Raw genomic sequence first — 26,634 nt, forward strand, 5'->3', positions numbered from 1 at the left:
CCCTCTAGCGCCCATCTAACTTCGAGAGACACTAGAGGGGCGGTCCGGCTGCATCTACTTCTTCCGATATCGGCGATTGTGGCTCGTCGATGAACCCATTACCTCAATGAGTCCTTTATCTGCCATTTTTGGCAGATGGTAACGGACAGACGAAATTCTGACCCCCGATGCAACCGCTATTTCTCGCGCCGTCATATCCACTTCGGCGCTGAGAGCCTCCAGGATCCTATCCGCCGTCGAAGCTGACGATTCTCTGTTCATATCGATAATTTCATACGTGTCTTTGCCGCATTTTGACAGGACATGTTTATCCACAAGGTCCCCGCAGATCAGGCGAATGTCATCCGAATCCCACTTCAGGGCCTCTCGTATTTTTTGAACATCGCATACGCACCCATGCTCCCGCATAAACATGAGCAGTGTTTCCTCGCGATCCGTCAGCTCGGTGCCCACATGGCTCTGAATCCACGTGCGGTTTTCAGCAAGCTCCGCCCCGTGCCGGGAAAGCAGCACCGTAAACGAATCGGCCTTAACGATAAATTTCGGCCTGCCAAGCGAACGAGACTCCATCTCGCGAATCATAGCCGGGATACCAGATCCCTGGCTTTCCGCAACGGCCCCCTCGGCATGCTCTAACGGCGTCGCCCCCATTAGGCTCATGAGCTTTGAGTTTCGGCAGCGCGATTCCCCGTCTGCAAGATTGTCCACCGTCTTTCCGCCCCAAAGCCCGCCAGGGTTTTTGATCTCTATTCTGTCTGGATAGATATCGACACTCACGGCCTGCCCCACAAACATGGGCGAATATTCTCGATGGATGCAGGCATTTGCCAAGGCCTCGCGCAAAACCTCCTGGGGAACTTCCCAATCATCCCTTCTGCCAGCGCCTTGCACTATCGCCGCTTTGCGCAAGTTTCGTCCAATCGCGGCAAGGGCATCTTCGATGCAAGCCGGAATCGGGCCATCGCACAACTGGCGGTCAATAAACCGGGGTTGCCCGGGTGCAGATTTTTCCACATCGGAATGAACGGCGACATCGATCATCAGTTTGGGATAGAACTGCTGGGGGTAAATTCCCGCCGACAGAAGCCCCGCGAGCTTCACGGCACCATCCTTTGTAGTGATATTGAGTCTGACCAGCTGCTTTTCCAGCGTATCGGCCCCGCGCAAAACGCGCGGGGTCTGCAGCCGGCGATTTGCGATAATAGACCGCACGACATCTGGATCCAAATCCTCGACCGTTGCCTCCGAAACCACCGTGTCGTCTGCATCGCTCGGAAGCAACGCACTCTGCAGCTCATATAGCTCAGCGGGTGACATCTTGATATCTTTATCATCCACGCGCTTGTAGCTACCGTTCTGCACGCCGCGCGCGCCGATATAGCAAGGCTTCGCTTTAAGCTCAAGTTCAAAGATGCGCACCAGAAGCACCTGGAGCCCGTCGACCTCGCCTCGATCAAGCTCGTACCGCGGCGCATGGGTCACCACTGCCGCTGAGCCTCCGTCTCCGATACCCGAAACAAACTGATCGCGCACCCTATCGATAGCAAAGTTAGCCGAAGGAACAAATCCTTCGGCTTCGTTCAGGCCCAAAATAATGAGCCCACCCGCAGTGTTCGCAAAAGCGCTCACTGTCTCCCATACGTCTGCGCTCAATTTATTCGTGCAGGCTTTAACTTCTACCGATGCGTCATCAGTCCCTCGCCTGCGAAGGCGCTCAACGATAAGGCCAAGGGGTTCATCCAGCAGCATTGACATTCCGTCTCTCTAAAACGATAGATTTATCTCTCTAAAGTATAGTATATCTCTCTAACTTTAGAGAGATAAGCACCTTATTTTAGAGAGACATTTAGAGAGATGTATCGAATTCACTGTTAGATTGCCCAATGTTATCTCTTTAACTGACTTTCTCTTTATAGAGACATTTAGAGAGACGAGCGCGACCTCTCTAATCATGGGTTCTTCTTTTTAAAGTGCACACATCCTAACCGTGCCCTAAGTTGCGGTGAAATAGCTCACGATTAACCTACCAAAAAGGGACAGGCTTATTTTGGCAGGTTTTATCTGGAGAAACGCCGACTGATTCCATGTACACAACCGCCGCAGCTCCATATGAGGCAAATGAATCAGTAACGTCTATCCCAAATCTTGAGTATTTGTTCGACAGAACGGCCCCTGCCGGCTCCTGCTAGACTGGTAGATTCCCAACCGTCCATCCAGGAGCCGCAATGTCGCGCAAGTCCGCCTACAAGCAAGTACTTTCCATCGGCACCGCCGTGGTGCTGGGGTTTGCGTTGTTCACAGGGTCGCTCGACGGAGCACCCAAGTTGTTGTCGCCGCAAAGCGATGAGCAGGCGACGGCTCTGGCCGAAAAACAAAACGAGAGTCCCAGCCGCACCGACGACGAGGCAGACCTGGTTGCCCGGCTCGAATCGGGAACAGCAAGCTCCGAGGACTCCGGCGATGGCTCCGAATCCACCGCGACCAACACCAACGGCAACGTTGCCTCCGCGGACAGTGCCGCCACCCCCATCGACGAAGTGGAAAACCCAGATCTCAACCGCGCCCGCGGCGTATATCTCAGCAGCATTCCAGACTACGCCGGCAATCCCTACGTCGCCCTTCGCGCCGACAGCACGCACCCGCTCGGCATGCCGTCATTCACACTCGATGAATACGAACGCGCTGCAGAAGAGGGCTGCTTTAAGAAATTCTCCAAGCTCGACAGTATGGGCCGCACTCGCAAAGCGCTCGCCTGCGTGGGCCCCGACTCGCTCGGTCAAGGCAAGCGCGGCGATATCTCGCGCATCCATCCCGCCGGATGGCATCAGCAGCGCTACGACTTTATTCCGGGCCAGAGCCTCTACAACCGCTGCCACCTCATCGCCTGGTCGCTCTGCGGCGAAAACGCCAATCGCAAGGATCTCCTCACCGGCACGCGCTATCTCAACGAGACGGGCATGCTACCGTTTGAGGAGCAGATTCTCGACTACATCCGCGAAACGGGCAACCACGTGCTCTACCGCGTCACGCCTATGTATAACGAAGAGGAACTTGTCTGCCGCGGCGTGCGCCTTGAGGCGCAATCGGTCGAGGACCACGGCAAGACGCTGTGCTTCCACGTATACTGCTACAACCTGCAGCCGCATGTGCAGATCGACTACGCCACCGGCCGCAACCAGGCCGCCGGAGAGTAGGTTCAACCGGGGCCACGCCCGCATCGTTTGTCACCGACGCGCACGGGAGGCTAATTCTTGCCTCCTACGGCGCATTTCAGTGACATGGGGCCATCTCTTCAAGATACCCGTATTGTCGATAAGAGTAGAAGGCAAACGCCAGACAGGCAGCCAAAGCAGCAGAAGCCCTACATTAAATACGTGATTTATTCTTTGCAATCACAATCTCGATAAGTTAATCGAAGCAAAACAACGTAAAATGAAGGTAATTTTGCTTCAAAGTAATCAGGAGAAACTGTGACCAATCGCGTCAACAATTCACATATTAAAAAGGATTGTCCCACCCCCATCTATATGCAGGTGGTCGACTATCTGCGCGAGAACATCGCCTCAGGAGCTTGGGAGCAAGCATCCAAAATCCCGTCGGAAGTCGAGCTCATGAGTACGCTCGGCGTCAGCCGCGGCAGCATCAAAAAGGCCATTTCCAAGCTTGTTGATGAGGGCCTGCTTGAGCAAATTCAGGGAAAGGGAACTTACGTTAAGTCAAAAGACATCTCTTTCCCCCTTACAGAGGGTCTTATCTCTTTCTCCGAATCTCTAATCGAGCAAGGCCTTTCTTTCGAAACAAACATTCTCGATTGCGAAATTCGTAAGTCGGACGAAGATATTTCCAGACATCTCGGTATTGTCGAAGGTTCTGACTACCTTCATCTCGAGCGAGTGCGCAGCGTTGAGGGTGAACCTGTGATGTTCATCGAAAACAACATCAATATGGCGCTTGTCCCAGGTATTGAAACAGCCGACTTTGTTAACGAAGGTCTCTTTGCAATAATCGAGCGGCTCTCAGGCCACCAGATCGAATACTCAAAGACCTCCTTTGTGGCAAAGCTCGCGGACACCCAACGCGCGGATGCGCTCGGTCTCTCTACGCAGTCCCCGCTTCTTCAGCAGCTTCAAACAGTCTACTTGGACAATGACTCTGCAATTGAATATGCGCGCGTATGGCTTAAATCCAGCAGGTTCCAGCTTGGCACCGTTTTTCAGCGTCGTCATTAAAGCTCTTGAGAGCGGCGGCATTACGCCAAATATAATTCCAAAACGCAAAAAGGCGAACCCGTGGGTTCGCCTTTTTGTAGACGGTTTTAGTCCAGCGCGTCAAACAGCTCCGTAAGCAACGCTGCCCTGTCATCCGTAATCGCCAGGGCACTCGAAATGCCGGTGCCTTGCGCGCCAAGTCCAATCAAGCGACGAACATCGCCTCCACACCTGATTCCCGCTCCCTCCATGATAACGATGTCGGGATTGATGGACCGTACGGCAGCGATGGTCTCTGCGATGTAATCATCGCCGCTTGTATGGCCGGTTCCCACAAGGCTGCTCGGCTCGCAAAGAATCACGTCCGGATCCATCGCCACAACCGCTTTGGACTCAGTCACGCTATCGGCTGCAACAATGGTTAGAATCTCAAGCTCACGAGCGCGATCGATCGTTGCCGCCAACTTATCAACGGTCAGGGGGTGTGCCGTGTGATTTAGAAAGACAGCTTGAACTCCCGCGCTCTTAAGCGACTCAAGAGGTGTCAGTCCCATTCCTTTTCCGTCACCGATAAGATCGGCATGCTGCGCTGTGGGAATTGCAAATTTCAAATCCTTCGCAACTGCGCAGAGCTCGGGAACGGGAGCAGTCCAAAAAATCGAATGATCTCGATCTTTTGCGATTTCATCCGTAAGATGAGCCGCTGCAATTGAATCGTCCGCAAGCAAATAGGTCTTAGGACTGACCGTGAAAAGTGGCAGTTTTAAATCGGAACGTTTCATGAGAACACGTCCTTTCCGACTAATACATGGCCTGCCATACCGAGCGATTTAGCCGTTGAAGCTAATCTCGATGCCGGTTTCCAGCTTGGGAAGCACGCTTGGTGTCACGAGAACCGTTCCAGGAAGCAGCTCTCGCTCGTCATCGAACGCAATGGTTAGATGACCGAGCCCTCCCATGTTCTCGTTCGCAGCTTCACCAAACTCCTTAATCGTGTAGACCTGATCGCCGATGGAAATGGTGCCGCCCTCAGCAAGCACGTTATCCTCCGTGGGAGTTCCATCGTGAACGACGCAGATGTCGCGCAACTCTGCAGGAGCGGTCGGGCCAAACAGGACCACCATCTTCTCGTTGAGAAGTTCCTCAACAAACGAGCCGATCTCAGTGACCTTAACCTTGTACATTTGATTTCTCCTATCTTTGTTACGCCGCAGGCGCAGTCATTGACCTGTCGATAACACGAATAGCCTGGGCAAAAGCATCGTGATAGCTTTCGTTGGCCAGATGGTCTAGGGCGGTCTCGATATTCAGCCCCAGCATCTCGCTCATCTCCGAAAACTCTGGTTTGAGGGAAAGCCCTTTGAGCTCATAGCAACCGTTAATCACGCCATCATGATCAGTCAGAATCATCACAAACGCCTTTCGGCTAAAACTCACCTTGCACATACCCGTGCCCAAGTATCCCTCATGATCGCGAGCGCGCTCATGGATAAGAATGCGCACCCTCTTCCAGTAGCGATACTGGGTGAATGTTCCTGCAAGCCATACGAGAATAAAGAAGGCTATTGTAATGAGCGCGTTGAGCATAGTGGGCCTTTCCCTCTTAAAGCTTCAGTTTACAGGCCAAAGGACAGTACGTAGGCAAGAATAATCTGAATCGGGGTGGTAATCAGCTTGCCAAACAGGAATGCAGGGTAACCGATTTCGATCGTCTCGGGCTTTGCCTCCATGAGAGTCATGCCAACGGGAGCAAAGTCGGAACCAACCTGGCAGTTGACGGCAAAGAAGCCGGGAAGGGCAAAGTTGGCGGGAATCGTGCCGTTGGCGATTTGGTTGCCAACAAGGACAGAAAGCACAGAAGCGATGATTGCGCCCGGGCAGATCAAAGGCGAAAGGAACGGGATTGAGCAGAACATGCCAATTGCCAGCATACCGGGCAGCGAGCCCGCAAGCGGAGTGAGAACGCCGGCGAGAACGTTCGCGAAACCCGTGTAGTTAATAATGCCGATCAACACCGAGACAAACGCCATAAAGGGGATGATGTTGCGGATAACATCGTTCACGGTATCGCGCGCAGCCTGGTAGATGATGCTGATAACGCGGCCGACACCGGTGCCGATCTTGGAGACAACGTCCATGAAGCCGTTAGACTCCTTGGATGCGAGCTCGGCACGTCCCTCAGCGATCTTGGCGTGGACGTTTTCCTTCGTCGTCTCCTCGTGTGCCTTCTCGGCCTTTACCGGCTCAGCGGGAACATCGGCCGCATCGGCAAGGACGATGCAATCGGGATTGACGTCAGATGCAAAGAGATCCTCGGTGATGAACTGGGCCAGAGGACCAGACGGAGAACCGGGCTTGATGTTCAGCGTCTTAAGGCCCATCTTGGGATAGGTGCCGCAGCGAGCCACGCCGGCGCAGTCGATGACAACGGCGCATGCCTGATCGGTCTCGATCGGGTCCTTAAACTGGTCGTGCGCCTCGGCGCCGGTAAGCTCCGCAATGCGAAGGGCGACCGGGCTGATGCCACCCAGGGTCACGCTCAGAACATAAGGCTTCTCGGCCGTGGGGGTAATGATGAGGGGACCGCCCCAACCGTTGCCGCCGTGGGACGCCTTTACGCTTTTGAATTCACTCATGATTTAGACTCTCCTTTTGCGCTGAACTACTAGGCGGCAAGCTTAGCTTCGTTGCGCTTCTTCATGATGAGGTACAGCTTCTCGGTGACAATGCCCTTGATCAGGCAGACGATTAGACCAACAATGAGGAAGCGGATAGCAAGCTCGGAGGAGTTCTTTCCCAGTGCCTCGTAGCCGGCCGAGATACCAAGCCAAACAAAGAGCTCGGAAGAGTTAGCGTGCGGGAAAAGGCCAACGATGGGGTGCATCATGGACACGACCGCATCGTAGAATGCGGGCTTGTAGTCCTCCTCGACAAACACACCAAAGGTGTATGCCATCGGATTGCAGAGGAAGAAAGTGCAAAGGAACGGGATGAGGGTATAGCGGAGAACTGCATACTTGGTGCACTTCTTCATGAACCCATAGACACGCTCCTCGCCGATCAGCTGGATGACTGCCTTGATCGTAAGGATCAGACAGATCAGCATTGGGATCATGCCCGTAATAAACGAGGCAAACTGATCACCAGCCGCATTAAACAGGCCGGTAAAGCCCTCCGCAAGGAAGATAAGGAAATCGTTTACTGCTCCCATTTTCATTCTCCTTAGTTAATGTTCGCTACTTCTATCGTTCTACCTGAGCGCCCCCTCCTCCTTTTCAATCAGCCATATACGCTCATGGTTGTCTACGGTTGTCTATATCTTACAAAGGGACCGCTCTTCGAGTTACCTTCTCGCATTCCTTTCGGTGAACGGTAGATTTTACAAGACAAACGGCTACGCGCTATTTAGCTCATAGATAATTTGGAGTGCCTCAAATATACGCATATACCTGCTAAAACGCGCGTCGTAGAGCTCATGGGCCCTGTCGTTTTTTTCAATGGAATCGAGTTTTCTGCAGACCCCTGCGGCAACCGCCGTCAAGTCTTGGCCGCAAGAAGCCGAGAGGGCCAGCAGCGCCGTGCCCTGACCGGCGCCGGAGGATTCCATCCGCACCATATCGACCCCCAACACGTTGGAGAGCGTTTGCGCCCAAAAATCGTTCTTGGCCCCTCCTCCAACGAGCCTGATGCTGCGCCACTCTTCCGAATGGTCCACGGACTCCTTGAGCTCCCTTAAGGCATACGCCGTGCCCTCCATCAGAGCCCTTTCGAGCTCGGAACGAGTCGTGTCAAGATCAAGCCCCAGAAAGGCACCGCGTACCGACGGGCAACCGTGCAGGACTTTTTCTCCCGATAGATGGGGGTAGAACATGAGATCCCTCATGTCGTAGAAGGGGTCCTCGACGGCCTTGTCCTCCAAATCGTAGGACTCACTGCTTAGAATCTGCCCGTACCACCATTCCTTGGCACCGCCGCACGATCTGATACTCAGCTGAATTTGGGTCTTAAGGGTATTTCCCCACTTGAACAACACGGGCTTGCCAACAGCCGGAAGGTCAACTCCCTCAGATGAATACATCAGCACGCCGCTTGTTCCAAGTGAGATGGTGGGGACGCCCTCCAAAAGGCATCCCGTGCAGATCGCTGCCGCGGGATTGTCGCCCGTTCCCCTCACGATCATGGCACCTGCGGGAATTCCCGTCTCGCTTGAAGCTCTCTCAACCACGGTCCCAATTACGGCATCAGAAGGCTCGACAACGGGAAGCAACGACTCGGGGATTCCGAAATGCTCGCAGACCTCACCGATCCAAGCTTGCCTCTCGTTATCGTAGAGCCCTGTTGTCGAAGCCCCGCAATAGTCCGTACCAGCACGCCCGCCAAACTTGAGAGCAATCCAATCTGAAACCGAAAGAAACACTTCGCTCTTTGAAAGGCCCTCAGGATTATTCTTAGCTATCCATGCAAGGTTAATCGCCGGAACCCCAGTCGAAAGAAAGCTGGCGACCCTAGGATAGCCCGCAGACAGCGCCCACTGCTTCTCGGTAAAGACGGCGTCAATCGTGCGCTGGTCGTTCCACATTATGGCGGGACACGTTGGCACCCCATCGGCATCGATCAAGACCGTCGTGTGCATCTGCCCGGTAGCGCCAACGCCTTTTATTAGAGACAGGTCAACTTTCTCTCCAAGCAGGGAGCATGCAGAGCAAATGGCGATCCACCATGTCTCGGGATTGATTTCCCGCCAACCGGGATGAGGCTCAGAGCACTCGTAAGCCTCGCTCGCAGTCGCGACAACTTTTCCGCCTTCATCAATGCACGTGAGCTTCACCGATGACGTGCCCACATCGACACCAAGGTAGAGCGCACCCATTATCGCCTCATCCATGTTCGTAATTCCGCGCTACTCAGCGATGCCGTTGATGGCGCGCGTCGTCTTGTAAGCAACGTCCGCAACTGCCTTACGTGTATCAATCAGTACCTTGGCGAGATTATGCTCGTTGTTGTTTGCCTCGTACGCCTTGCCAACCGTCGTGATGTAGGCCTTGCGCAGGTCGCTTGCGATGTTGATCTTGGACATCTTGTGTGGCTGCATAGCGTGGATGGTCTCATAGGGAATGCCCGAGCCACCATGAAGAACGAGGGGACACGGAGACACCTCGGCAAGCTTCTCAAGCAGCGGCAAATCGATGCGCGGCGTATCCTCAAGGCCGTGAACGTTGCCGATAGACACGGCCAACAGGTCGCAGCCCGTGCGCTCCACAAACTCGCAAACCTGATCGGGGTCGGTCTTAAGATCCGCCTCGGAAACATGATCGTCTTCTTTGCCCTTGATGGCACCGAGCTCAGCCTCAACGGGCACGCCGTAGCAATGGCAGTAGTCAACTGCCTGGCGCGAGAAGCGAATGTTCTCCTCAAAGGGCAACGCGGCACCGTCGATCATAACGGAGGTAAAGCCGGCCTGAACCGCCTGTCGAACATCCTCGAGCGTCTTGCCGTGGTCAAGATGCAGACACGTGGGAACGATATAGTCCTCCGCCGCGCGTTTAACGATAGAGGCGATCATGCCGTAATCGGAAAGCTTAACGTTGGTAGGGGCGATCTGGAGGATGCCCGGCATGCCGGCCCTCTGCAATCCATCCAGGATACCTAAGGTCATCTCCATGTTCGTCGTGTTATATGCGGGAAGGAGCCATCCATTCTTGCGTGCAATCTGGATCAGCTCAGTCGAAGTTACAACTGCCATGATTCCTCCAACCGGGTTACGGCAATTCGAGTTGAGTTTTCGTTCCAGATACTTATATAGACGTCTATGTACCTGTTTATAGACGACTATATACCTTTTTGATTTACGCGCAAAGCACTAAATGCCTCGAATCGAAAAAAGGGGCTGCCGAGAAGCACTCGACAGCCCCTTTCATTTGGCATGCTTACCCCAACGCCCCATTTGCCAGCATATCGGTAACGTCGTTTAGGCTCGAAACTATTGCCGTGGCCAATCTTTCCATCTCATCTGTTGGCTCAGAGAGATCGGGGACCATGACAGTGCAAAATCCTCCTGCAAATCCCGCGCGCACCCCGTTATAGGAATCCTCTAAAACGAGGGATTTCTGCGGTGAAGCTCCTAGCTCATCCGCCGCTTTCAAAAAGACGTCTGGGTAAGGCTTGGCGTGTTCGACCTCAACACCAGAGACGATCGAATCGAAATAAGGGAGTATTCCTCCCCTTATCAAATTTGCCTCGATCATTTTTCTGCTCGATGATGAAGCAACTGCCATCGGAATTCCCTCAGCCTGAAGATAGTCGAGAAGCCGATCTAATCCGAGTTTCTTCTCTGCGCCCTGAGCCAGCGCTTCATGCGCTATTTCGTAAAAACGGTCAACAAACGCTTGAGAATCGACCTCATCGCCATACCACTCGCGAATAATGGACACCGCTTCCGATCCATTGGTGCCACGCATGGCGTCCGCAAGGCCCTCTTTGCATTCAACCTCAAACTCAATTGCGGTTTTGGGCCAGCAGGAAGACCAAATCGGCTCAGTATCGAACATGAGCCCGTCCATATCGAAGATAACCGCCTCGAACATATTGCCTCCTTGTTCAAGTAGACGTCTATATACGTATATTCTATCAAAGGAGGTCTTTTTTTCTTTCACGGCAGCATGAAAAGGAGTCCGTCCCAATAAAAGCCGACAGGCGCCTCGTCTGCCAAAAAACACCACGATGGAGGCTGTCCCCATCGTGGTGGTTGCCTTACGTCGATTTACTTAGCGCGGCCCCGGGGATCAAAAAGGGCCGCCCCGGTTACCCAGGGCGGCCTTTTCGTCAGCACCTACATTGCAGGCAAAATCACACGCTACTTGGCGCGACCCTCCTCATAGCGCTCGACCAGCTTGGCCTGAACGTCATAGGGCACCTGCTCGTAGCCGGCGGGCTTCATGGTAAAGTCACCCGTGCCGCGCGTGATAGAGCGCAGGCGCGTCGAGTAATCCGTCAGCTCGGCGAGAGGTGCCTGCGCGATAACCACGGTGTCTCCGCGCTCATCGGTCTCCATGCCTGTCACGCGACCGCGCGAGGCCGAGATGTCGCCCATCACGGCGCCGGCGTAGCTCTCGGGAATAGTCACCGTGATTTCCTCGATGGGCTCCAGCACCACCGGGTCGGCATCGGCACATGCCTTGCGCAGGCCGATGCGAGCCGCCACGCGGAACGCCATCTCGTTGGAGTCGACGCTGTGATACGAGCCGTCGTACACAGCCACGCGAATGCCCGTGAGCGGATAGCCGGCAATGATGCCGTCCTTCATGGTCTCCTGGACGCCCTTGTCCACGGCGGGGATCAGCGAGCGCGGAATGCGGCCGCCCACGACCTCGTCCACAAACTCATAGCCATCACTCGTGCCGTCGGGCCCAATGAGCGGCTCCACGCGCAGCCAGCAGTCGCCGTACTGACCGGCGCCGCCGGTCTGCTTCTTATGGCGGCCCTGGGCACTTGCCGTACGGCGAATGGTCTCGCGATACGGAATGCGGATCGGCACGCTCTTGGCTACGACCTTGGTGCGATCCTCCAAACGATTGAGCAGCACCGAAACCTGCGCCTCACCAACGGCGGAGATAATGGTCTGGCCGGTCTCCTCGTCGCGGTCGATGCTCATGGTCGGATCGGCCTTGCAGGCCTTCTCGATAAACGTGTAGAGCTTCTCTTCGTCGCCGCGATTCTCGGCCTCGATGGCAATGCGGTACTGCGAGTTGGGGAACTTAAACGCCGCAGCCTCGACCTTGCCGGTAATCGAGAGCGTATCGCCCGTCTCGGCCGCCAGCTTGGGTGCCACGATAATGTCGCCGGCATAGGCGTGACCGACCTCGGTCATGTCGCGGCCGCACATCACATACAGGTGAGCCAGACGGTCGCCCTTGCGGGTACGCGCGTTGATCAGCTCAAGACCCGGCTCAAGCGTACCCGTCAGCACCTTGATAAAGCTGATGCGACCCTGCTGCGGATCGGCCAGGGTCTTAAACACAAACGCCACCGGACGGTCATCGTCGCTCGAAATCTTGAGCGAATCGCCGTCGATAAGCGGCATCTCGCCGTAGTCGGTCGGCGCCGGGAAGTACGTCGCGATGTCGTCCATCAGCGAGTTGACGCCCTGCTCCTTAATGCAATCGCCCGCAAAGACCGGCACAAAGATGCGCTCGGCAATCGCCTTCGACAGCAAGCCCTCAAGCTCCTCCTGCGTCAGTGTCTCCTCGCCTTCCAGGTACTTCATCATCAGCTCATCGTCGGCCTCGGCCACCAACTCGCACAGATGGTCATGGGCCTCCTCGGCCTGGGCACGATACTCCTCGGGAATCTCCGACTCAACGGCTTCGGTGCCGTTGCAATGGCGCGCCTTCATGCGCACCAGGTCGATGATGCCGTCAAAGTCCTCGCCCTCGCCCCAGGGAAGGGTCACGGCGCCCAGGCGCGTGCCAAAGCGCTCCTGCAGCAGGTCCATCGTGGTCGCAAAGCTGGCCTCGGAGCGCGACAGGCGGTTTACGAACACCGCACGCGCCAGGCGCAGGTCCTCGGCGGCATACCAGAGCTTAACCGTCGTAGGCTGCGGGCCGGCCTCGGCGTCGACCACAAACAGAGCCGTCTCGCAGACGCTCATCGCGGCAAAGGCGTCGCCGATAAAATCGGGGTAGCACGGGGCATCGAGCACATTGATGCGCGCGCCCTTCCAGTCGATTGGCGCAATGGTCGTCGAGATGGAGAATGAACGCTTGACCTCTTCAGGGTCATAGTCGAGCGTAGGCTTGGTGCCGTCGTGGCCGCCCAGGCGGGCGGTCTTGCCGGAAAGGTGGAGCATGGCTTCGGCGAGTGAAGTCTTGCCCACCCCGCCTTGGCCTACGAGCACCACGTTCCTTACGTTACCGGTCTTGGGAGCACCCATGATGACCTCCTTGCAGGGCCGCGCGCAATGCGCGACGCCAACGGGGAGAGTTCGCGGTCGGTGCCATCCCGGGAGCAGCATGGTCGGCAGCCGAGCCGACTCACCCTCCAAATGTCCTATGCCACCACCCTACCCTCACGGGCGGCTGTCCATGCATACCTTTCGGCGCACGTATGAATACAGGCGGCGAGAGGAAGAGACAAGCTTGTGAGGCGATTATTGAACCCCGTCGATGCAAACAAAAAGCCGCCACAGACCGTAAGACCTGCGGCGGCTTCGCCTCAATTAATAGTTGAGTAAATACCTGAGCCTATCCCTCGATACGGCTCAAGAACTCACGCGTGCGCTGCTCGCGCGGATGGTCGATAACCTGCTCGGCAGGACCCTCCTCGACAATACGACCGCCATCCATAAAGACCACGCGGTCGGCAACATCGCGCGCAAACTGCATTGCGTGGGTCACGATCACCATCGTCATATTCTGCGCAGCGAGGTCCTTAATGACACGCAGCACCTCGGCCGTCAGCTCGGGGTCGAGCGCCGAGGTCGGCTCGTCAAAGAACAGGATCTCCGGGTCGAGCGCTAGGGCGCGGGCAATACTCACGCGCTGCTGCTGACCGCCCGAAAGCTCACACGGCACCTTGTTCTCGTTGCCCGTCAGCCCCATTTGCGTAATCAGCTCGTGGGCGCGGGCTTCCGCCTGCTCGCGCGGACGCTTGAGCACGCGAATCGGCGCATCGGTGATGTTTTTCATCACGGTATAGTGCGGAAACAGATTGTAGTTCTGAAACACCAGGCCAAATCGCGAGCGCGCCTGTTTGGGCACGTCGCCTTTCGCATATACCGCACCCAGCCCCGCATCCGTCGCAACGGCAAGGTCTCCAAACGAGAGCGAGCCTCCGTCGAGTGTCTCGAGCAGCGTGGCACACCGCAGCAGCGTGGACTTGCCGCCACCCGAAGGTCCGATAATCGCCACGACCTCGCCACGCTTCACCTCAAGCGAGATATCCTTGAGCACCTCATTGCCGCCAAACGCCTTACGCGCGTTCGATATATTCATTACCGAATTAATCATGGTAGTAATCCAATTTTTTCTCGGCAGCGCCCAGCAGCATCTCGACGACGAAGTTAAAGACCCAGTAGATCAGCGCCGCGATTGCAAACGGCACCATGCTCACCTGCGAGGCGACCAGCGCCTTGGCCGTCGAGAACATCTCACCCACGCCAATGGCAAACGCCAGCGACGTGTCCTTGACCAGTGTGATGATCTCGTTGCCCATCGCCGGCAGAATACGCTTGGTGACCTGCGGCATCACGATATACAGAAACGTCTGCATGCGCGAGTAGCCCAGCACCTCGGCGGCCTCATATTGACCGCGCGGAATGGACTGCAGGCCCGATCGATAGATCTCGGCAAAATAGCCGGCGTAGTTGATGATGAACGCCACGACGCACGCCGTCCACTTGGAATCGGGCGTGAGCGAAATGCCAAACACGTAGTACGGGGCAAAGTAGATGGCAAACATCTGCAGCATGAGCGGCGTGCCGCGCATGACCGAGATATAGATGCGCGCGATCCAGCGAAGCGGCGCGATTTTGCTCATGCGCATAAACGCCACGGGGATTCCCAGCGGAATCGACCCCAACAGCGTCAGCACAAACAACTGCAAACTGACCAAGAAACCCTGGCCAAGCATCTGTATCATGACCTGAATAGACATTACTTGAGCACCCAATTATCGAAAGATAGACCATAGCTTGAATACTTGTCGCACAGGTCCTTAACCGTGCCGTCCTCGTAGAGCGCCTTGAGCGACTCGGTCACGGCGTCGGCCGACTTGGTGTCGCCCTTCTTAAAGCCGACGGCGTAGTGCTCGCTGGACAGCGGCTCATCAAGCTGCGTATAGGCATCGGGCTTGGCGGCAAGCTGATACTGGGCAATCGAAAGGTCGCAAGCCACGGCATCGACCGCGCCGCTCTCGAGCTGCATAAAGGCCGTGTTGTACTCGCCGATCGTGTCGAGCGTGGCAAACGTCGCCGCCAGATCCTTCTGGTCACCCTCAAGCACGTCCTGCGCAGCGGAATCAGTCTGGGTAATCACAGTCTTGCCGGCAAGATCGTCCCAGCCCTTGATGCCCGCATCTTTCTTTACCACCAGCACCTGCTCGTTGAGCATGTACGGCTCGGAGAACGTGTAGTCGTCCTCACGGCCCTCCATGGTAAAGCCGTTCCAGATGCAGTTGATGGCGCCCGAGTTAAGCGGCGTATCCTTGGCGTCCCAGTCGATGGCCTCGTATTTGACCTCCCAGCCCTGCTTATCGGCAACAGCCTTGGCCAGATCGAGATCAAAGCCGGTGTACTCGCCATCGTCGCCCACAAAGCCGTACGGAGGATAGGACTTATCAAAGCCCACCACGAGCTTCTTGGACTCCGCAGCGCCCTTCACGTCCTTGGCTGCAGCGGAACCCTTATCGGCACCACCGCCGCAACCGACAAGACCAAGGCCAAGCACCATGGCGAGCGAGCCGGCTAGACCAACAAACTGACGACGAGACATATCGGTATTCATGGTGTTCCCCCTTGGTGGCACTTTAGTTAGGTAAAGTGAGTCATGTAACGTTCAGAATCATACACTTTAGCGTGATAGAGCACAAGGCGAGTTTGCCCGCCGCGTGAGGGGTGTGGGGGTTAAGTTTCCTGCTCTACAGTCCTGCTCACGACGGAGGCCACATTAAGTGGCCTCCTGTTCGTGCGGAACTCGCGATAAACTTAACCCCCACACCCCTCACGCGGCGGGCAACCGTCGTTGGGCTTATCACTGACACGAATAAACCGCTTGCATATCGTCTGCTGGCTTGGCACGGTACAATACTTGCAGCTTTAATTCATGAATAAGTGGAGTTATTGATGGCAGAATCTCGTGCGGAGCGTAGGGCTCGTCGTGCTTTGGTGGAGGCGGTTGAGGGGTCGAAGGAGGAGAAATCTTCTTCGAAATCCAAGTCTTCTAAAGCTGCAAAAAGCAAATCGACCAAGAACAGGGCTAAGGCCAAGCGTCCCGGCTCTCGTCGGAGCGAGGATAAGGCTTCTCAGACTCGCTCCAAGCGCCCGTATAAGAATCCGGCTCCGTCTGCGCGCAAGACCGTTGATTCCAAGTCTCCTTGTTCCATCATGAAAGATTGCGGTGGGTGTACGGCGCTCAATCGTCCTTATAAGAAGCAGCTCGCCGCCAAGCAGGCCGCCATGGAGGAGCTTTTTGCTGCTCTTTGCGAGCGCGAGGGTATCAGCGTCGACCCCATTCGCGGTATGGGAGTCACCCTGGGCGACCCGGGCAAATATCCTGCGCCGCGTGGCTTTCGTCATAAGGCTGCCACTCCCTTTGCTCCCGGTAAGGAGGACGCCGTCCGTTGCGGTTTCTTTGAGCGCGGCACGCACAAGATCGTTGCCGTACCCGAATGCCCCGTCGAGGCACCGGGCGCCCGTCAGATTCTCAACGGCATCGCACGCGAAGCTGAGCGGCTGCATATTCCCGCCTTTAATGAGGACAAGCATCTGGGCTTGCTCCGCTATGCCGTCGTCCGCTGCGGTTGGCGTACCGACCAGGTCATGGTTACGCTCGTGACCGCCCAGCGTGACTTACCGCATGCGCAGGAGTTCTTTGAGGCTGTCGCCGCGCTCAATCCGCACATCGTCACCGTCGCCCAAAACATCAACGGACGTCCCGGCAACGCCATCCTCGGCGAGGAAACCCGCATTGTATATGGCGCCGAGTGCATGCGCGACCAGCTGCTCGGTTGCGAATTCGATATCTCCCCCACCGCGTTTTATCAGACCAACCCGCAACAGACCGAGCTGCTCTATCAGCTCGCTATCGACGGCATGGATTTGCACCAGGGCGATGTGCTCATGGACGCCTACTGTGGCAGCGGTACCATCGGTCTTTGCGCAGCTAAAGATGCCCAGAACAAGGGTATCGGCATTATGCTGCTCGGCGTTGAGCGCAACCCGGCGGGCATTGCCGACGCACGTCGCAATGCCGAGCTCAACGGCCTCACCCGCAGCGCTTGGTTTATGGCCGACGACGCCACCGACTACATCCTGGATGCCGCCGACAACAACGAACGCGTCGACGTTCTTTCCATCGACCCGCCGCGCGCCGGCTCCACGCCCGAGTTCCTCGAAGCTGCCTGCGCACTTAAGCCGCGCCGCATCACCTATATCAGCTGCAACCCCGTGACCCAAGAGCGCGACCTGCACCAGCTCCTCGACGGAGGCTATCGCCTGCTCAAGATCACGCCCGTCGACATGTTCCCTCACACCGACCACACCGAAACCGTAGCGGTCCTCGAACGCCGCTAACCAACCTCAGTAGATTTTTGGGACAAGAAAGGGGGCGACCCGTCTGGGCCGCCCCCTTCGCTTGGTTTATAAACTCCGCTACATCCCATTGCGCAGATCGCACACGCCGGCTGCCGCCATCTCGCGCAGCAGCGTCTCGCGGTCGCGCGTCACGATCAAATCCAGCGGGAAGTGAATCTCGTCGAGCATCTTGCGCGCGTGATCGAGCTTGCCAATGGCCATGCCAATGTGGGCATCGGTTGACACGCCAATGCCCACGCCCAGCTCGGCGCAGCGCTCGGCGATCTTGCGGCATACGGCCCAATGCTCAGTGTCGACACCGTGTTCAAGACTATGGTTGTTGATCTCGATAATCTTGTGCTTGGCCTTAGCTGCCAACAGCACCTCGTCGATATCGAACGGCACGCCCGAACGCCCCGTGTGACCCAGCATGAACACCTTGGGGTGCTCCAGGGCATTGATATACATCTCGGTCGTCTGGGCCAGCGTCGCGCCTTCAGCAATCTGCGAATTATGCACGCTCGCAACCAAATAATCCAAATTACGCGTAACCAAATCGAACAGCGAATGCTGACGGCTGTACGAATCGCCGGCAATATCGAGCGTGACAGGAGTGTCCTCGCCAAACAGGCTTCCGTCCAGCGAAACGATATCGGCCTCGGCACCACGCAGCACCAGCACGCCGCTCCAAATGCGCGGCCAGATATCCTGGTTGATAAAGAACTGGTAACTGCGCAGGTCATTGGGGCAAGCCGTAACCATAGAGCTCAAATGGTCGGCAGATCCGAGCACCTGCAGACCACGCTCTGCCGCCCAGTACACATTCTCCTCAATGGTCGAATATGCATGCGCAGAGAACATCGTATGGGTATGAATGTCACAAGAAAGCAGGTAGGGCATCAGGTCTCCTTATCTGGCACGGCCGTCGCTTATATTCATTGTACGCATAGCCTTCGATAGTCGTAAAACCACTCCATCCCAAAGACACAACGTCCATGACAACGGGGTCCGGCTTAACACCAAACCCCGTTTCACGTAAAACATTGTAGGCAGATCGCTTTGCTTTTAACGATACTCGTCCGCCAACTGTTTCCAAGCGGGTAGCGAATTGACAATCGTTTCGTAACTCACGCAATAGCCCAGGCGGAACCAACCCGGCATACCAAAGCTGTCCGAGGGAACCGCAAGCAACTCATACTTCTTTGCGCGCTCGCAAAACGCATTCGCATCGGGCTCCAACGCTTTCACCCATAGGTAGAACGCGCCATCCGGCTCAACATAGGTGTAGCCATACTCCGCTAGTGCGTCGGTAAGCGCGGTGCGGTTGCGTGCATAGGCCTCAACGTCACTCGGCTCATCGATGCAGTCGATAATTACGCGCTGGAAGAGTGCCGGTGCGCATACAAAACCCAGCGTACGGGCAGCACCCGCAACAGCCGGCATCAGACGGGCGGCCTGCGGATTGGTGTTGGGAACCAAGATCCACCCCACGCGCTCACCCGGCAGCGACAGCGACTTGGAATACGAGTAGCACACGATGGTGTGCTCGTAAATCGAGGGCACCCAAGGCACCTCGGCACCGTACACGATTTCGCGGTACGGCTCATCCGAGATGAGCATAATCGGATTCTCGGGATCGCGCTGAGCGTTGGCCTCGCGCAGAACGTTGGCCAGTCGCGTCAGCGTGTCGCATGTATATACGGCACCGGTCGGATTGTTGGGAGAGTCGATGATGACGGCCGCCGTCTTATCGCTGATCGCCTTGAGCACGTTGTCCACGCTCAGCTGGAACGTATCTTCATCGGCGAGCGCCTCAACACACGTACAGCCGGCCTTCTCAATCCAAACGCGATACTCCGGAAAGTACGGGGCGATAACAATAACCTCGTCGCCCGGGTTCGTAACGGCGTTGAGCGTGCAGGTGAGCGAAGCCGCGGCACCCACCGTCATAAAGACGTCTTTGCCCTCATAGCTCGTGCCAAAGCGGCGGTTGAGCGATTCGGCCACAGCGGCACGACATTGCGGCAGGCCCGGTGCGGGCGTGTAGCCGTGCAGCTGGTCGCTCGGCAGCTCCAGGGCCTTCTTAATCGACTCAGCCACGGCAGCGGGCGCCGGAACACTCGGGTTGCCCAGCGAAAAATCGAATACGTTTTCCGCACCGATCTGCGCCTTGCGCTCAAGGCCATAGCTAAAAATCTCACGGATGATGGAGCTTTCCGCACCGCGAGCATACATAGTTTCGTTGATCATCTGTTCCCCTTTCACATAGGCGCTATTGTACGCTTTAGCCGAGCAAAGTGCCGCAGCAATGTTGATTGGGGACAGACTTAAATGCGTGAAAACGCTCATTTAAGTCTGTCCCCAATCAACAGACGGCCCCATATCGCTCAAAAGAAAAAGCCCCCGCAGGTTTCCCCGCAGAGGCTTTCGCCACAAAGACTATTTGTCGGCGTCGGTGTCGGCATCGGCATCGACGACGGCATGGTCATCGTCAGCATCATCGGATGCGGCTTCGGCATCCTCCTGCATGGCCGCCTGCGCAAAGGCCGCGGCATCAGCCGCCAGCTCCTCCTCGCTCATGCGAGGCGCGCGCTTCTTGGTCGGCATGCCGGCCGCCTTGGCATTGCGCTCCTCCTTGGCCGCCAGGATATCGCCCTCGCGCTCAAGGTACGCATCCCACTCGTTGTCGAGCAGGGCGTTCACGGCGTCGCCTTCGACGGTCTCGCGCTCAAGCAGCACCTTCGCCATCAGATCGAGCTGATCGCGACGGGCATCCAAAATCTCGACCGCACGACGATGGGCTTCGCGCATGATGCGCTGAACCTCGATATCGATGCGGCGTGCCGTCTCCTCGGAGTAATCCTGGTGATCGGCGTAATCGCGACCAAGGAACACCTGATGCTGCGCCTCGCCAAACACTTGCGTGCCCAGCTCCTCGCTCATACCCAGGCGCGTGACCATCTCGCGCGCCATCTTGGTCGCGCGCTCCAGGTCGTTGCTCGCGCCCGACGTGATGTCGTCGCACATGAGCTCCTCGGCAACGCGACCGCCCAAGAACACGGCAAGCTCGTCGAGCATCTCGTTCTTGGTCTTGAGGAAGTGATCCTCCTGCGGAAGCTGCAGCGTGTAACCCAGAGCCTGGCCGCGGCTGACAATCGAAATCTTGTGAACCGGATCGGAGTGCTCCAGGATGTGGCCCACCAGGGCATGGCCGCTCTCGTGGTAGGCAATCGTAGTGCGCTCGGCTTCGGTCATCACGCGACCCTTGCGCTGCGGTCCGGCAATCACGCGCTCCATCGACTCCTCGACCTCGTCCATCGAGATCACGGAACGATGGCGGCGAGCAGCCAGCAGCGCAGACTCGTTGAGCAGATTTGCCAGATCGGCACCGGTAAAGCCAACGGTCATCTGGGCGAGCTTCTCAAACTTAACGTCCTCGTCCATCGGCTTGTTCTCGGCATGCACGCGCAAGATCTGCTCGCGGCCCTTCACATCCGGACGGTCGACCGTAACCTGACGGTCAAAACGGCCGGGACGCAGCAATGCCGGATCCAGGATGTCAGGACGGTTGGTCGCAGCGATCAGGATGACCGACTCGCTCTCCTCAAAACCGTCCATCTCGACCAACAGCTGGTTGAGCGTCTGCTCGCGCTCGTCGTGACCGCCGCCCAAGCCGGCTCCGCGCTGACGTCCCACGGCGTCGATCTCATCGATGAAGATGATCGACGGGGCCTGGGACTTGGCCTCCTTAAAGAGGTCACGCACACGGCTGGCGCCGACACCTACGAACATCTCGACAAAGTCGGAACCCGAGATGCTAAAGAACGGCACGCCCGCCTCGCCGGCAACAGCCTTGGCCAGCAGCGTTTTACCGGTGCCCGGAGGGCCAACCAGCAACACGCCACGCGGGATCTTGGCGCCCAGCTTGCGATAGCGATCCGGATCGCTCAAAAAGTCACGGATCTCCTCGACTGCCTCGTCCACGCCGGCAACGTCTTCAAACTTGACCTTGGGGCGTGTGGCCTCGTTGGTCTTGGCGTTGGTCTTGCCAAACTGCATGTTCCTGTTGTTGGCGCCCATCATCTGGCGCATAAAGTAGAACATGATGGCGATAAGGGCGATCGTCGGAAGCACACTCATCGCCAAGTCGCCCCAAAAATCGGGATCGTTGGTGTTGACGATGTACTTGGTATCGGGGTGCTCCGCCATGAGCTCGGCAAGCGAATCGGAGCCGACATAGGTCGAAGAGAAGCTCTTGAGCTCGCTCGTATCGCCCTTGTCCTTCTTCGTCTTCCAGTAATGACCCGTCACGCTTCCGTCTTGAACCGTATAGGTCAGATCTTCGACGCGATCCTGCTTGATGGCGCTCACCATCTCGCTCGTCGCGAGCTTAACGGTATTGCTGGAATTGGCAAAGCCGGAGCCCATGTTAAAGAAGGCGTAGCCCAGAAGCGCGCAAGCCAAAATAAAATACAGCCAGCCCGTACGCGTGGGCTTCTTGCCTCCGGGCATCCCCGGGATCTTTGGGTCCCGGGGAGTCTGGGAATTGTTATCGTTACGGTCGTCGGGCATCTTACGAATAAACCTCCGGTTTCAAAATGCCCAGATACGGAAGGTTACGATAGCGCTCGGCATAGTCGAGGCCGTAGCCCACCACAAAGGCATCGGGGCAATGGGTTCCAACATACTTGGGCGTGATGGCCGAGACGCGGTCCTCAACGTCCTTCCACAGGAAGGCGGCGACCTCCAGAGAAGCGGGCTTGCGGCTCTCGAGGTTCTTCATCAGATACTTGAGCGTCAGGCCCGAGTCCAGAATGTCCTCGACGATCAGCACGTCGCGACCGCGGATGTCGATATCCAGGTCCTTAATGATACGCACGATACCCGAGGACTTCACACCGTCGCCATAGCTCGAAACAGCCATGAAATCGATGTTGGTCGGCAGCTCGATCTTACGCATCAGGTCGCCCATAAAGACCACGGCGCCGCGCAGGACCGCAATCAGCACCAGATCCTTACCCGCGTAGTCGCGAGTAATCTCCTCGCCCAGGCGAGAGACGATACCGTCGATATCCTCCTGCGTGAACAGAACCTTCTCGATATCCGGATGTTGAGAAGCCATGACAACCCTTTCTTGTGCTTATCGCCCACACACCGCCGTATGGACGCGAACTTCACATTTTAGCAGCGCACGGGGTATATTTTCCAGCCCGTACGCCATCAGCGCGGGAATACCGTCAACGTCGCACAGAATAGCTGGCGTGGGACGCTATTCCGCATCGACCACGCGGAGCAGATATGCCACGCGCGTTGCGGCCGTGCACTTAAAACGCTCGTCCGCGCGAACTCCGGCGACCCACACCACGGCGCCCCCCGGCGCCGTCCTCACCATGGGCACGCCGGCGCGCTCGGAAACGGGAATGCGAGCCTCACCTAGCAAGTCGGATACTTTCTTGCTTCGACCACTCATCCCTAACGGGCACATCACGTCTCCCGGTGCGGGACCGTCCACCCACAGGCGCGCCAATCGCGCCTCGGCAGGGATCTCGCCACGCGAGCCCGCCAGGATCCGCTCACTATCGCTGTCGGCAAAACCCAGAGCAGCCGCGTCTACCAAAGCTGTCACTTCCCCGGCAGCTGCAAGCTCACGGGCGCGGGGCACGATATCGCATCCCGGCTCAACGGCCATCGGTTCTGTGACCAGCATACGTCCCCCGCCCAACGGCAAACGACCGGGTACGGTAACCCAGTCCGCGACCAGGCCCTCGCGAGCCGCCGGCGCCTTGAACGCCAGCATGCCAAACTCAATGCGTGCGTCAATCCCCGCCGGAAGCGTGACCGAGCCGGCGCCCTCGGCAACGCAGGAAAGGACTCGCTCCACATGTCGCATCTCTGGACGAGCGTCCGGATCGATGCGCTTAATCGCCAGTCGCACGATGCGCCGCGCGATTACCACCTCGGCCGCAGCAAGGCGCCTGGCATCGAGCACCAGCGCGCCCGCCGCCTCCTTACGCAGGCAGCTTCGAAACGCCTGTGCCGAAAGCTGAGACAAAAACGCGTCCTCATCGCCTAAGATCTCGCAGGCGGCGCCAATCGTCTTGCAGACGCTCGCGTTGCGCTGCGCCACCACCGGCATCACTCGATGGCGCACGTAGTTTCGCAGATACGAGATATCCTCATTGCTCTCGTCTTCACGCCACGGCTGACCATGTACCTGTAGATAGCCCACGAGCTCGCCATGAGTTAGGTCGAGCAAGGGACGCACCACGATATTCCTCCGGCGAGGAATGCTCGATAGGCCAGCGGGCCCCGAACCCTTAATCGCGTTCATCAAAAACGTTTCCGCGCGATCCGAAGACGTGTGCGCGGTGCAGATACGAGCCGCCGTTCGCGGTGCCCCCGTCTGGGCGCAGAGCTCGCGAACATACCTCCGCGCCGCGGCATAGCGCACCTCGCGGGCCGCGGCCTCAATATTGCCCGACTCCCCATCAAAATAAGCGTGCTCCACGCACAGCGGTAAACCATATTTCGCGCAGAGCTCACGCACAAAGGCCTCGTCGCCATCGGACGCCTTGCCGCGCAGATGATGGTTTACATGCAGCACATGCAGGCGCTCGCGAGCAATGGGGGCAACACCGCGCCCGTCTTGGATATCCAGCTTTGATGTGCACGCCATAAGAAGCAGTGCCGTCGAGTCCGCGCCGCCTGATACCATGAGCACGACAGGAGCAGCCTGCTGCCTCGTCCGGGTCTCATCGACTGCCCCAGGCACGGCATGGTGTCCATAATGCTGAGATACCGTAGGCATTTGCTTCCTCCTCTATTCGTCCGCACCCATTGTATCCTTTGGAATCTTATGTCTCGTCTGCACCTTCATATCCTCGGCAGTGGCTCTAAAGGCAACTGCGCACTCATCGAGGGCCCGCAGGGGCTCATTATGGTCGATGACGGACTGTCTCGCCGCGAGACATTAAAGCGCATGGCAGAACTGGGGCTCTCGACAGACAACGTCTCGGCTCTTCTCATTACTCATGAGCATAGCGATCACATCAAGGGCCTCGATGTCTGGTGCAAGCACTGGCACGGCCCCCTCTTTGCCAGCAGGGGCACTCTTTCGAACAAAGAAAATCTTTCGCATCTGCCTGTCGAGGAATTCGATCCCGGCGACGCCCTATCCATTGCCGGCATCCACGTGCAAACCTACTCAACATCACACGATGTCATCAATCCAGTCGGTTATCGATTCGACGCCCTCGATGATTCCATCGGCTTTGCCACCGACACCGGAGAGCTATCGAGCCAAGCCATGAACACCCTCAAAGATTGTCGAGTCCTCGCGCTCGAAAGCAACCATGATGTGACCATGCTGCGCGAGGGAGAATATCCCCGCTTTCTTCAGGAGCGCATCCTGTCTGCAAGGGGACACCTCTCCAATGGCCAAGCCGCCGAAGCCGCGCGCGCACTTGTTACCGATCGCACCGAACAGCTCATTGCCATGCATATCAGCCAAGATAACAATCGTCCGAGCCTTACCGTCAAAAGCTATGCCAAAGCTCTGGCCGCAACCCTGGATGACGAGGTCGGCAGCTCCGCAACCCTTCTCCAAGGATCGCGAAAACTCTCGATACGCCCTGCGAGTCAGTATCAGCCGGCAACCATTCAATAGACTGTCCTAGACAGCAAAAGGGGCCGAGAATCGCTTCCCAGCCCCTTTTGCTGTCTTTTAATAGCGCAGAACACCAACGAAGTTAGTCGATGGAGATCTTCGTAACGTTCTTCTTCTCGACGATCTTGGGAACCGTAACGGTCAGGATGCCGTCAGCGTACTTAGCCGAGAGGCCCTCGCTCGAAGCGTCCTTTAGATACACGCCACGCGTCGCGCTGTACGAGCTGAACTCCTTCTGCAGGAAGTTCTTGCCCTCGTTCTCCTCGTCTTCCTCGACATTCACGCTAATGGACAGACGGCCCTCATTGAGCTCGACATCGATATCGTCCTTGGCGACACCGGTCAGATAGGCCTTGACCTCATAGCCGTCGCCCTTATCCTCAACGTCAACGGGAAACGCCTTGGAAGCAATCGAGTTGTTTGCAAGGTCGGTCATATCATCAAACAGATCGAACAGCGAGCTAGCAGAAGGACGAACGCCAAAAACCGAACGATAAGGAACCATGCTTGCCATGTTTACCACTCCTTTTAGGACTGCCGAGCCATCTTCTAGGTGACTGGGACTTCTTTTGACGCTCTTATATATGCCCACACAGTGCTTATATATACATCGACTATAAAGTTTTTTGAGTCCAGTACTATAAGCATATCTAAGTGTGTATGACTAAGGTTTTAGTAAGGTTAAGGTTCTTTGAACCAGAGCCTAAATAACAAGTATGTTCGCAGCTACAAATAGCAAGGGGCTTACAATGAGCGCGTACACGTTGTTGGTAACGAGCTAAAGGGCATCATGGACGACCAAAACCAGAACAAAATGTTTATGCCGACGCAGGGGGAAGATACTTCCACGCAGCCGCCACGGTTCCATCGCCCCCACATCTCGCAAGAGCCCATTAATGATCCTGAGCCCGAGTATGTGACGAGAAATCGATATCAAACACTCGAGGATGCCCAAACGGGACGTAAACATATGGGCGTGGCCTCGGGAGACCCTGTATATCTGAAAGACGCACCATTATCTAAAAACAGCGCAGCTAGTGAGGAGCCACTGAAAGCATCCGCCGCCAATCAACATAGAGGTCCTCGACCAAAGCAAACCTTGACGCATTCGGCTCGCTATCTCGAAACGCCAAAACAGGGAAAATCAATCTTCGTTTCGTCAAGTAAACGACGCAAGCAGCATCGACTGACAATCCTGCTTTTGATCATTGTGGCCATAGCAGTTGCCCTTGTTATTCGATTTATTGTCTTAAAATAAAAGTTCATTACCCATAAGCCCAACCGGGTTACAGGTGAACTGCAACGACATTGTGAAGCGTAAACGCAAAAAAAGGGGGAGGCCGCGAGGCCTCCCCCTTCCAAGTTCGATGACGGCTCGGTGCCGTCCACCGGTCAGCGGCGCCCTGGCCTCCCACGGGCTGACCCCGCAGTACTCTCGGCGCGATGGGGCTTAGCTTCCGGGTTCGGAACGGGAC

The 26,634-nt window shown here is 56.7% G+C and carries 24 protein-coding genes and 1 rRNA gene; 5 read left to right on the forward strand and 20 right to left on the reverse strand.

The window, feature by feature from the left end; translation table 11 throughout:
• Positions 1–54: 54 nt before the first annotated feature.
• The gene (locus AAAX31_RS07645; RefSeq protein ID WP_117848574.1) at positions 55–1,755 is read right to left on the reverse strand and encodes an ATP-binding protein; all 1,701 of its coding nucleotides are present in this window, start codon (positions 1,753–1,755) and stop codon (positions 55–57) included.
• Between the two features lie 470 nt (positions 1,756–2,225).
• Between AAAX31_RS07645 and AAAX31_RS07650 the strand changes: the two genes are divergently transcribed.
• Positions 2,226–3,194: a DNA/RNA non-specific endonuclease gene (locus AAAX31_RS07650; protein WP_117848575.1), complete on the forward strand. Its 969-nt coding sequence runs from the start codon at positions 2,226–2,228 to the stop codon at positions 3,192–3,194.
• A gap of 276 nt (positions 3,195–3,470) precedes the next feature.
• The gene (locus tag AAAX31_RS07655) at positions 3,471–4,229 is read left to right on the forward strand and encodes a GntR family transcriptional regulator (RefSeq protein ID WP_199409608.1); all 759 of its coding nucleotides are present in this window, start codon (positions 3,471–3,473) and stop codon (positions 4,227–4,229) included.
• An 86-nt stretch (positions 4,230–4,315) separates the two neighbouring features.
• Here AAAX31_RS07655 and AAAX31_RS07660 read toward each other — a convergent pair whose 3' ends face one another.
• From AAAX31_RS07660 to AAAX31_RS07715, 12 genes are all read right to left on the reverse strand, one after another.
• On the reverse strand, positions 4,316–4,990 hold the full coding sequence (locus AAAX31_RS07660; RefSeq protein WP_349076758.1) for a triose-phosphate isomerase: 675 nt from the start codon (positions 4,988–4,990) through the stop codon (positions 4,316–4,318).
• A 48-nt stretch (positions 4,991–5,038) separates the two neighbouring features.
• The gene (locus AAAX31_RS07665; protein WP_117640461.1) at positions 5,039–5,392 is read right to left on the reverse strand and encodes a PTS glucitol/sorbitol transporter subunit IIA; all 354 of its coding nucleotides are present in this window, start codon (positions 5,390–5,392) and stop codon (positions 5,039–5,041) included.
• Positions 5,393–5,411: 19 nt separating this feature from the next.
• The gene (locus tag AAAX31_RS07670; RefSeq protein WP_117640462.1) at positions 5,412–5,795 is read right to left on the reverse strand and encodes a transcriptional regulator GutM; all 384 of its coding nucleotides are present in this window, start codon (positions 5,793–5,795) and stop codon (positions 5,412–5,414) included.
• 29 nt (positions 5,796–5,824) lie between these two features.
• Complete coding sequence (locus AAAX31_RS07675; RefSeq protein ID WP_117640463.1) at positions 5,825–6,844, reverse strand: PTS glucitol/sorbitol transporter subunit IIB; 1,020 nt, start codon at positions 6,842–6,844, stop codon at positions 5,825–5,827.
• A gap of 29 nt (positions 6,845–6,873) precedes the next feature.
• The gene (locus tag AAAX31_RS07680; RefSeq protein ID WP_117640464.1) at positions 6,874–7,419 is read right to left on the reverse strand and encodes a PTS glucitol/sorbitol transporter subunit IIC; all 546 of its coding nucleotides are present in this window, start codon (positions 7,417–7,419) and stop codon (positions 6,874–6,876) included.
• A 183-nt stretch (positions 7,420–7,602) separates the two neighbouring features.
• On the reverse strand, positions 7,603–9,093 hold the full coding sequence (locus AAAX31_RS07685; protein ID WP_117848576.1) for an FGGY family carbohydrate kinase: 1,491 nt from the start codon (positions 9,091–9,093) through the stop codon (positions 7,603–7,605).
• A 15-nt stretch (positions 9,094–9,108) separates the two neighbouring features.
• Positions 9,109–9,951: a class II aldolase gene (locus AAAX31_RS07690; protein WP_117848577.1), complete on the reverse strand. Its 843-nt coding sequence runs from the start codon at positions 9,949–9,951 to the stop codon at positions 9,109–9,111.
• A gap of 184 nt (positions 9,952–10,135) precedes the next feature.
• Positions 10,136–10,792 (reverse strand): HAD family phosphatase, encoded by a 657-nt coding sequence (locus AAAX31_RS07695; RefSeq protein ID WP_349076762.1) that lies wholly within the window; start codon positions 10,790–10,792, stop codon positions 10,136–10,138.
• A 269-nt stretch (positions 10,793–11,061) separates the two neighbouring features.
• Positions 11,062–13,137 (reverse strand): elongation factor G, encoded by a 2,076-nt coding sequence (locus AAAX31_RS07700; protein ID WP_349076765.1) that lies wholly within the window; start codon positions 13,135–13,137, stop codon positions 11,062–11,064.
• A gap of 310 nt (positions 13,138–13,447) precedes the next feature.
• Positions 13,448–14,212 carry an amino acid ABC transporter ATP-binding protein gene (locus AAAX31_RS07705; RefSeq protein ID WP_117848579.1) on the reverse strand — a complete coding sequence of 255 codons (765 nt, stop codon included), beginning with the start codon at positions 14,210–14,212 and terminating at the stop codon, positions 13,448–13,450.
• The gene (locus AAAX31_RS07710; RefSeq protein ID WP_117848580.1) at positions 14,205–14,858 is read right to left on the reverse strand and encodes an amino acid ABC transporter permease; all 654 of its coding nucleotides are present in this window, start codon (positions 14,856–14,858) and stop codon (positions 14,205–14,207) included. Before AAAX31_RS07710 ends, AAAX31_RS07705 begins: the two co-directional genes overlap by 8 nt.
• Positions 14,858–15,706, reverse strand: coding sequence for a transporter substrate-binding domain-containing protein (locus tag AAAX31_RS07715; RefSeq protein WP_349076768.1), 849 nt, complete (start codon positions 15,704–15,706; stop codon positions 14,858–14,860). Before AAAX31_RS07715 ends, AAAX31_RS07710 begins: the two co-directional genes overlap by 1 nt.
• Before the next feature lie 338 nt (positions 15,707–16,044).
• On the opposite strand from AAAX31_RS07715, the gene rlmD reads away from it, so the two are divergent.
• A complete protein-coding gene (rlmD, locus tag AAAX31_RS07720; RefSeq protein WP_117848581.1) occupies positions 16,045–17,493 on the forward strand; it encodes a 23S rRNA (uracil(1939)-C(5))-methyltransferase RlmD in 1,449 nt (482 codons plus the stop codon).
• A 78-nt stretch (positions 17,494–17,571) separates the two neighbouring features.
• On the opposite strand, the gene AAAX31_RS07725 is transcribed toward rlmD, so the two are convergent.
• From AAAX31_RS07725 to tilS, 5 genes are all read right to left on the reverse strand, one after another.
• Positions 17,572–18,393: a phosphatase gene (locus AAAX31_RS07725; RefSeq protein ID WP_117848582.1), complete on the reverse strand. Its 822-nt coding sequence runs from the start codon at positions 18,391–18,393 to the stop codon at positions 17,572–17,574.
• A 165-nt stretch (positions 18,394–18,558) separates the two neighbouring features.
• On the reverse strand, positions 18,559–19,743 hold the full coding sequence (locus AAAX31_RS07730) for a pyridoxal phosphate-dependent aminotransferase (protein ID WP_117848583.1): 1,185 nt from the start codon (positions 19,741–19,743) through the stop codon (positions 18,559–18,561).
• Between the two features lie 189 nt (positions 19,744–19,932).
• Positions 19,933–22,005, reverse strand: coding sequence for an ATP-dependent zinc metalloprotease FtsH (gene ftsH / locus AAAX31_RS07735; protein WP_349076771.1), 2,073 nt, complete (start codon positions 22,003–22,005; stop codon positions 19,933–19,935).
• 61 nt (positions 22,006–22,066) lie between these two features.
• Positions 22,067–22,615, reverse strand: coding sequence for a hypoxanthine phosphoribosyltransferase (hpt, locus tag AAAX31_RS07740; protein ID WP_022093938.1), 549 nt, complete (start codon positions 22,613–22,615; stop codon positions 22,067–22,069).
• Positions 22,616–22,762: 147 nt separating this feature from the next.
• On the reverse strand, positions 22,763–24,301 hold the full coding sequence (gene tilS / locus AAAX31_RS07745) for a tRNA lysidine(34) synthetase TilS (protein WP_349076773.1): 1,539 nt from the start codon (positions 24,299–24,301) through the stop codon (positions 22,763–22,765).
• A gap of 48 nt (positions 24,302–24,349) precedes the next feature.
• On the opposite strand from tilS, the gene AAAX31_RS07750 reads away from it, so the two are divergent.
• On the forward strand, positions 24,350–25,159 hold the full coding sequence (locus AAAX31_RS07750; protein ID WP_118934493.1) for an MBL fold metallo-hydrolase: 810 nt from the start codon (positions 24,350–24,352) through the stop codon (positions 25,157–25,159).
• 82 nt (positions 25,160–25,241) lie between these two features.
• Here the strand turns inward: AAAX31_RS07750 and AAAX31_RS07755 are convergent, their stop codons facing one another.
• Positions 25,242–25,673 carry an Hsp20 family protein gene (locus tag AAAX31_RS07755; RefSeq protein WP_040359532.1) on the reverse strand — a complete coding sequence of 144 codons (432 nt, stop codon included), beginning with the start codon at positions 25,671–25,673 and terminating at the stop codon, positions 25,242–25,244.
• A gap of 276 nt (positions 25,674–25,949) precedes the next feature.
• Between AAAX31_RS07755 and AAAX31_RS07760 the strand changes: the two genes are divergently transcribed.
• Entirely contained in the window at positions 25,950–26,417 is a 468-nt protein-coding gene (locus AAAX31_RS07760) for a hypothetical protein (protein ID WP_147356410.1), read from the forward strand.
• Positions 26,418–26,549: 132 nt separating this feature from the next.
• On the opposite strand, the gene rrf is transcribed toward AAAX31_RS07760, so the two are convergent.
• Positions 26,550–26,634: ribosomal RNA gene (gene rrf / locus AAAX31_RS07765) — 5S ribosomal RNA — on the reverse strand; the annotation flags it as partial.

The sequence above is a fragment of the Collinsella sp. CLA-ER-H5 genome, from assembly GCF_040092375.1.
GTDB lineage: Bacteria > Actinomycetota > Coriobacteriia > Coriobacteriales > Coriobacteriaceae > Collinsella.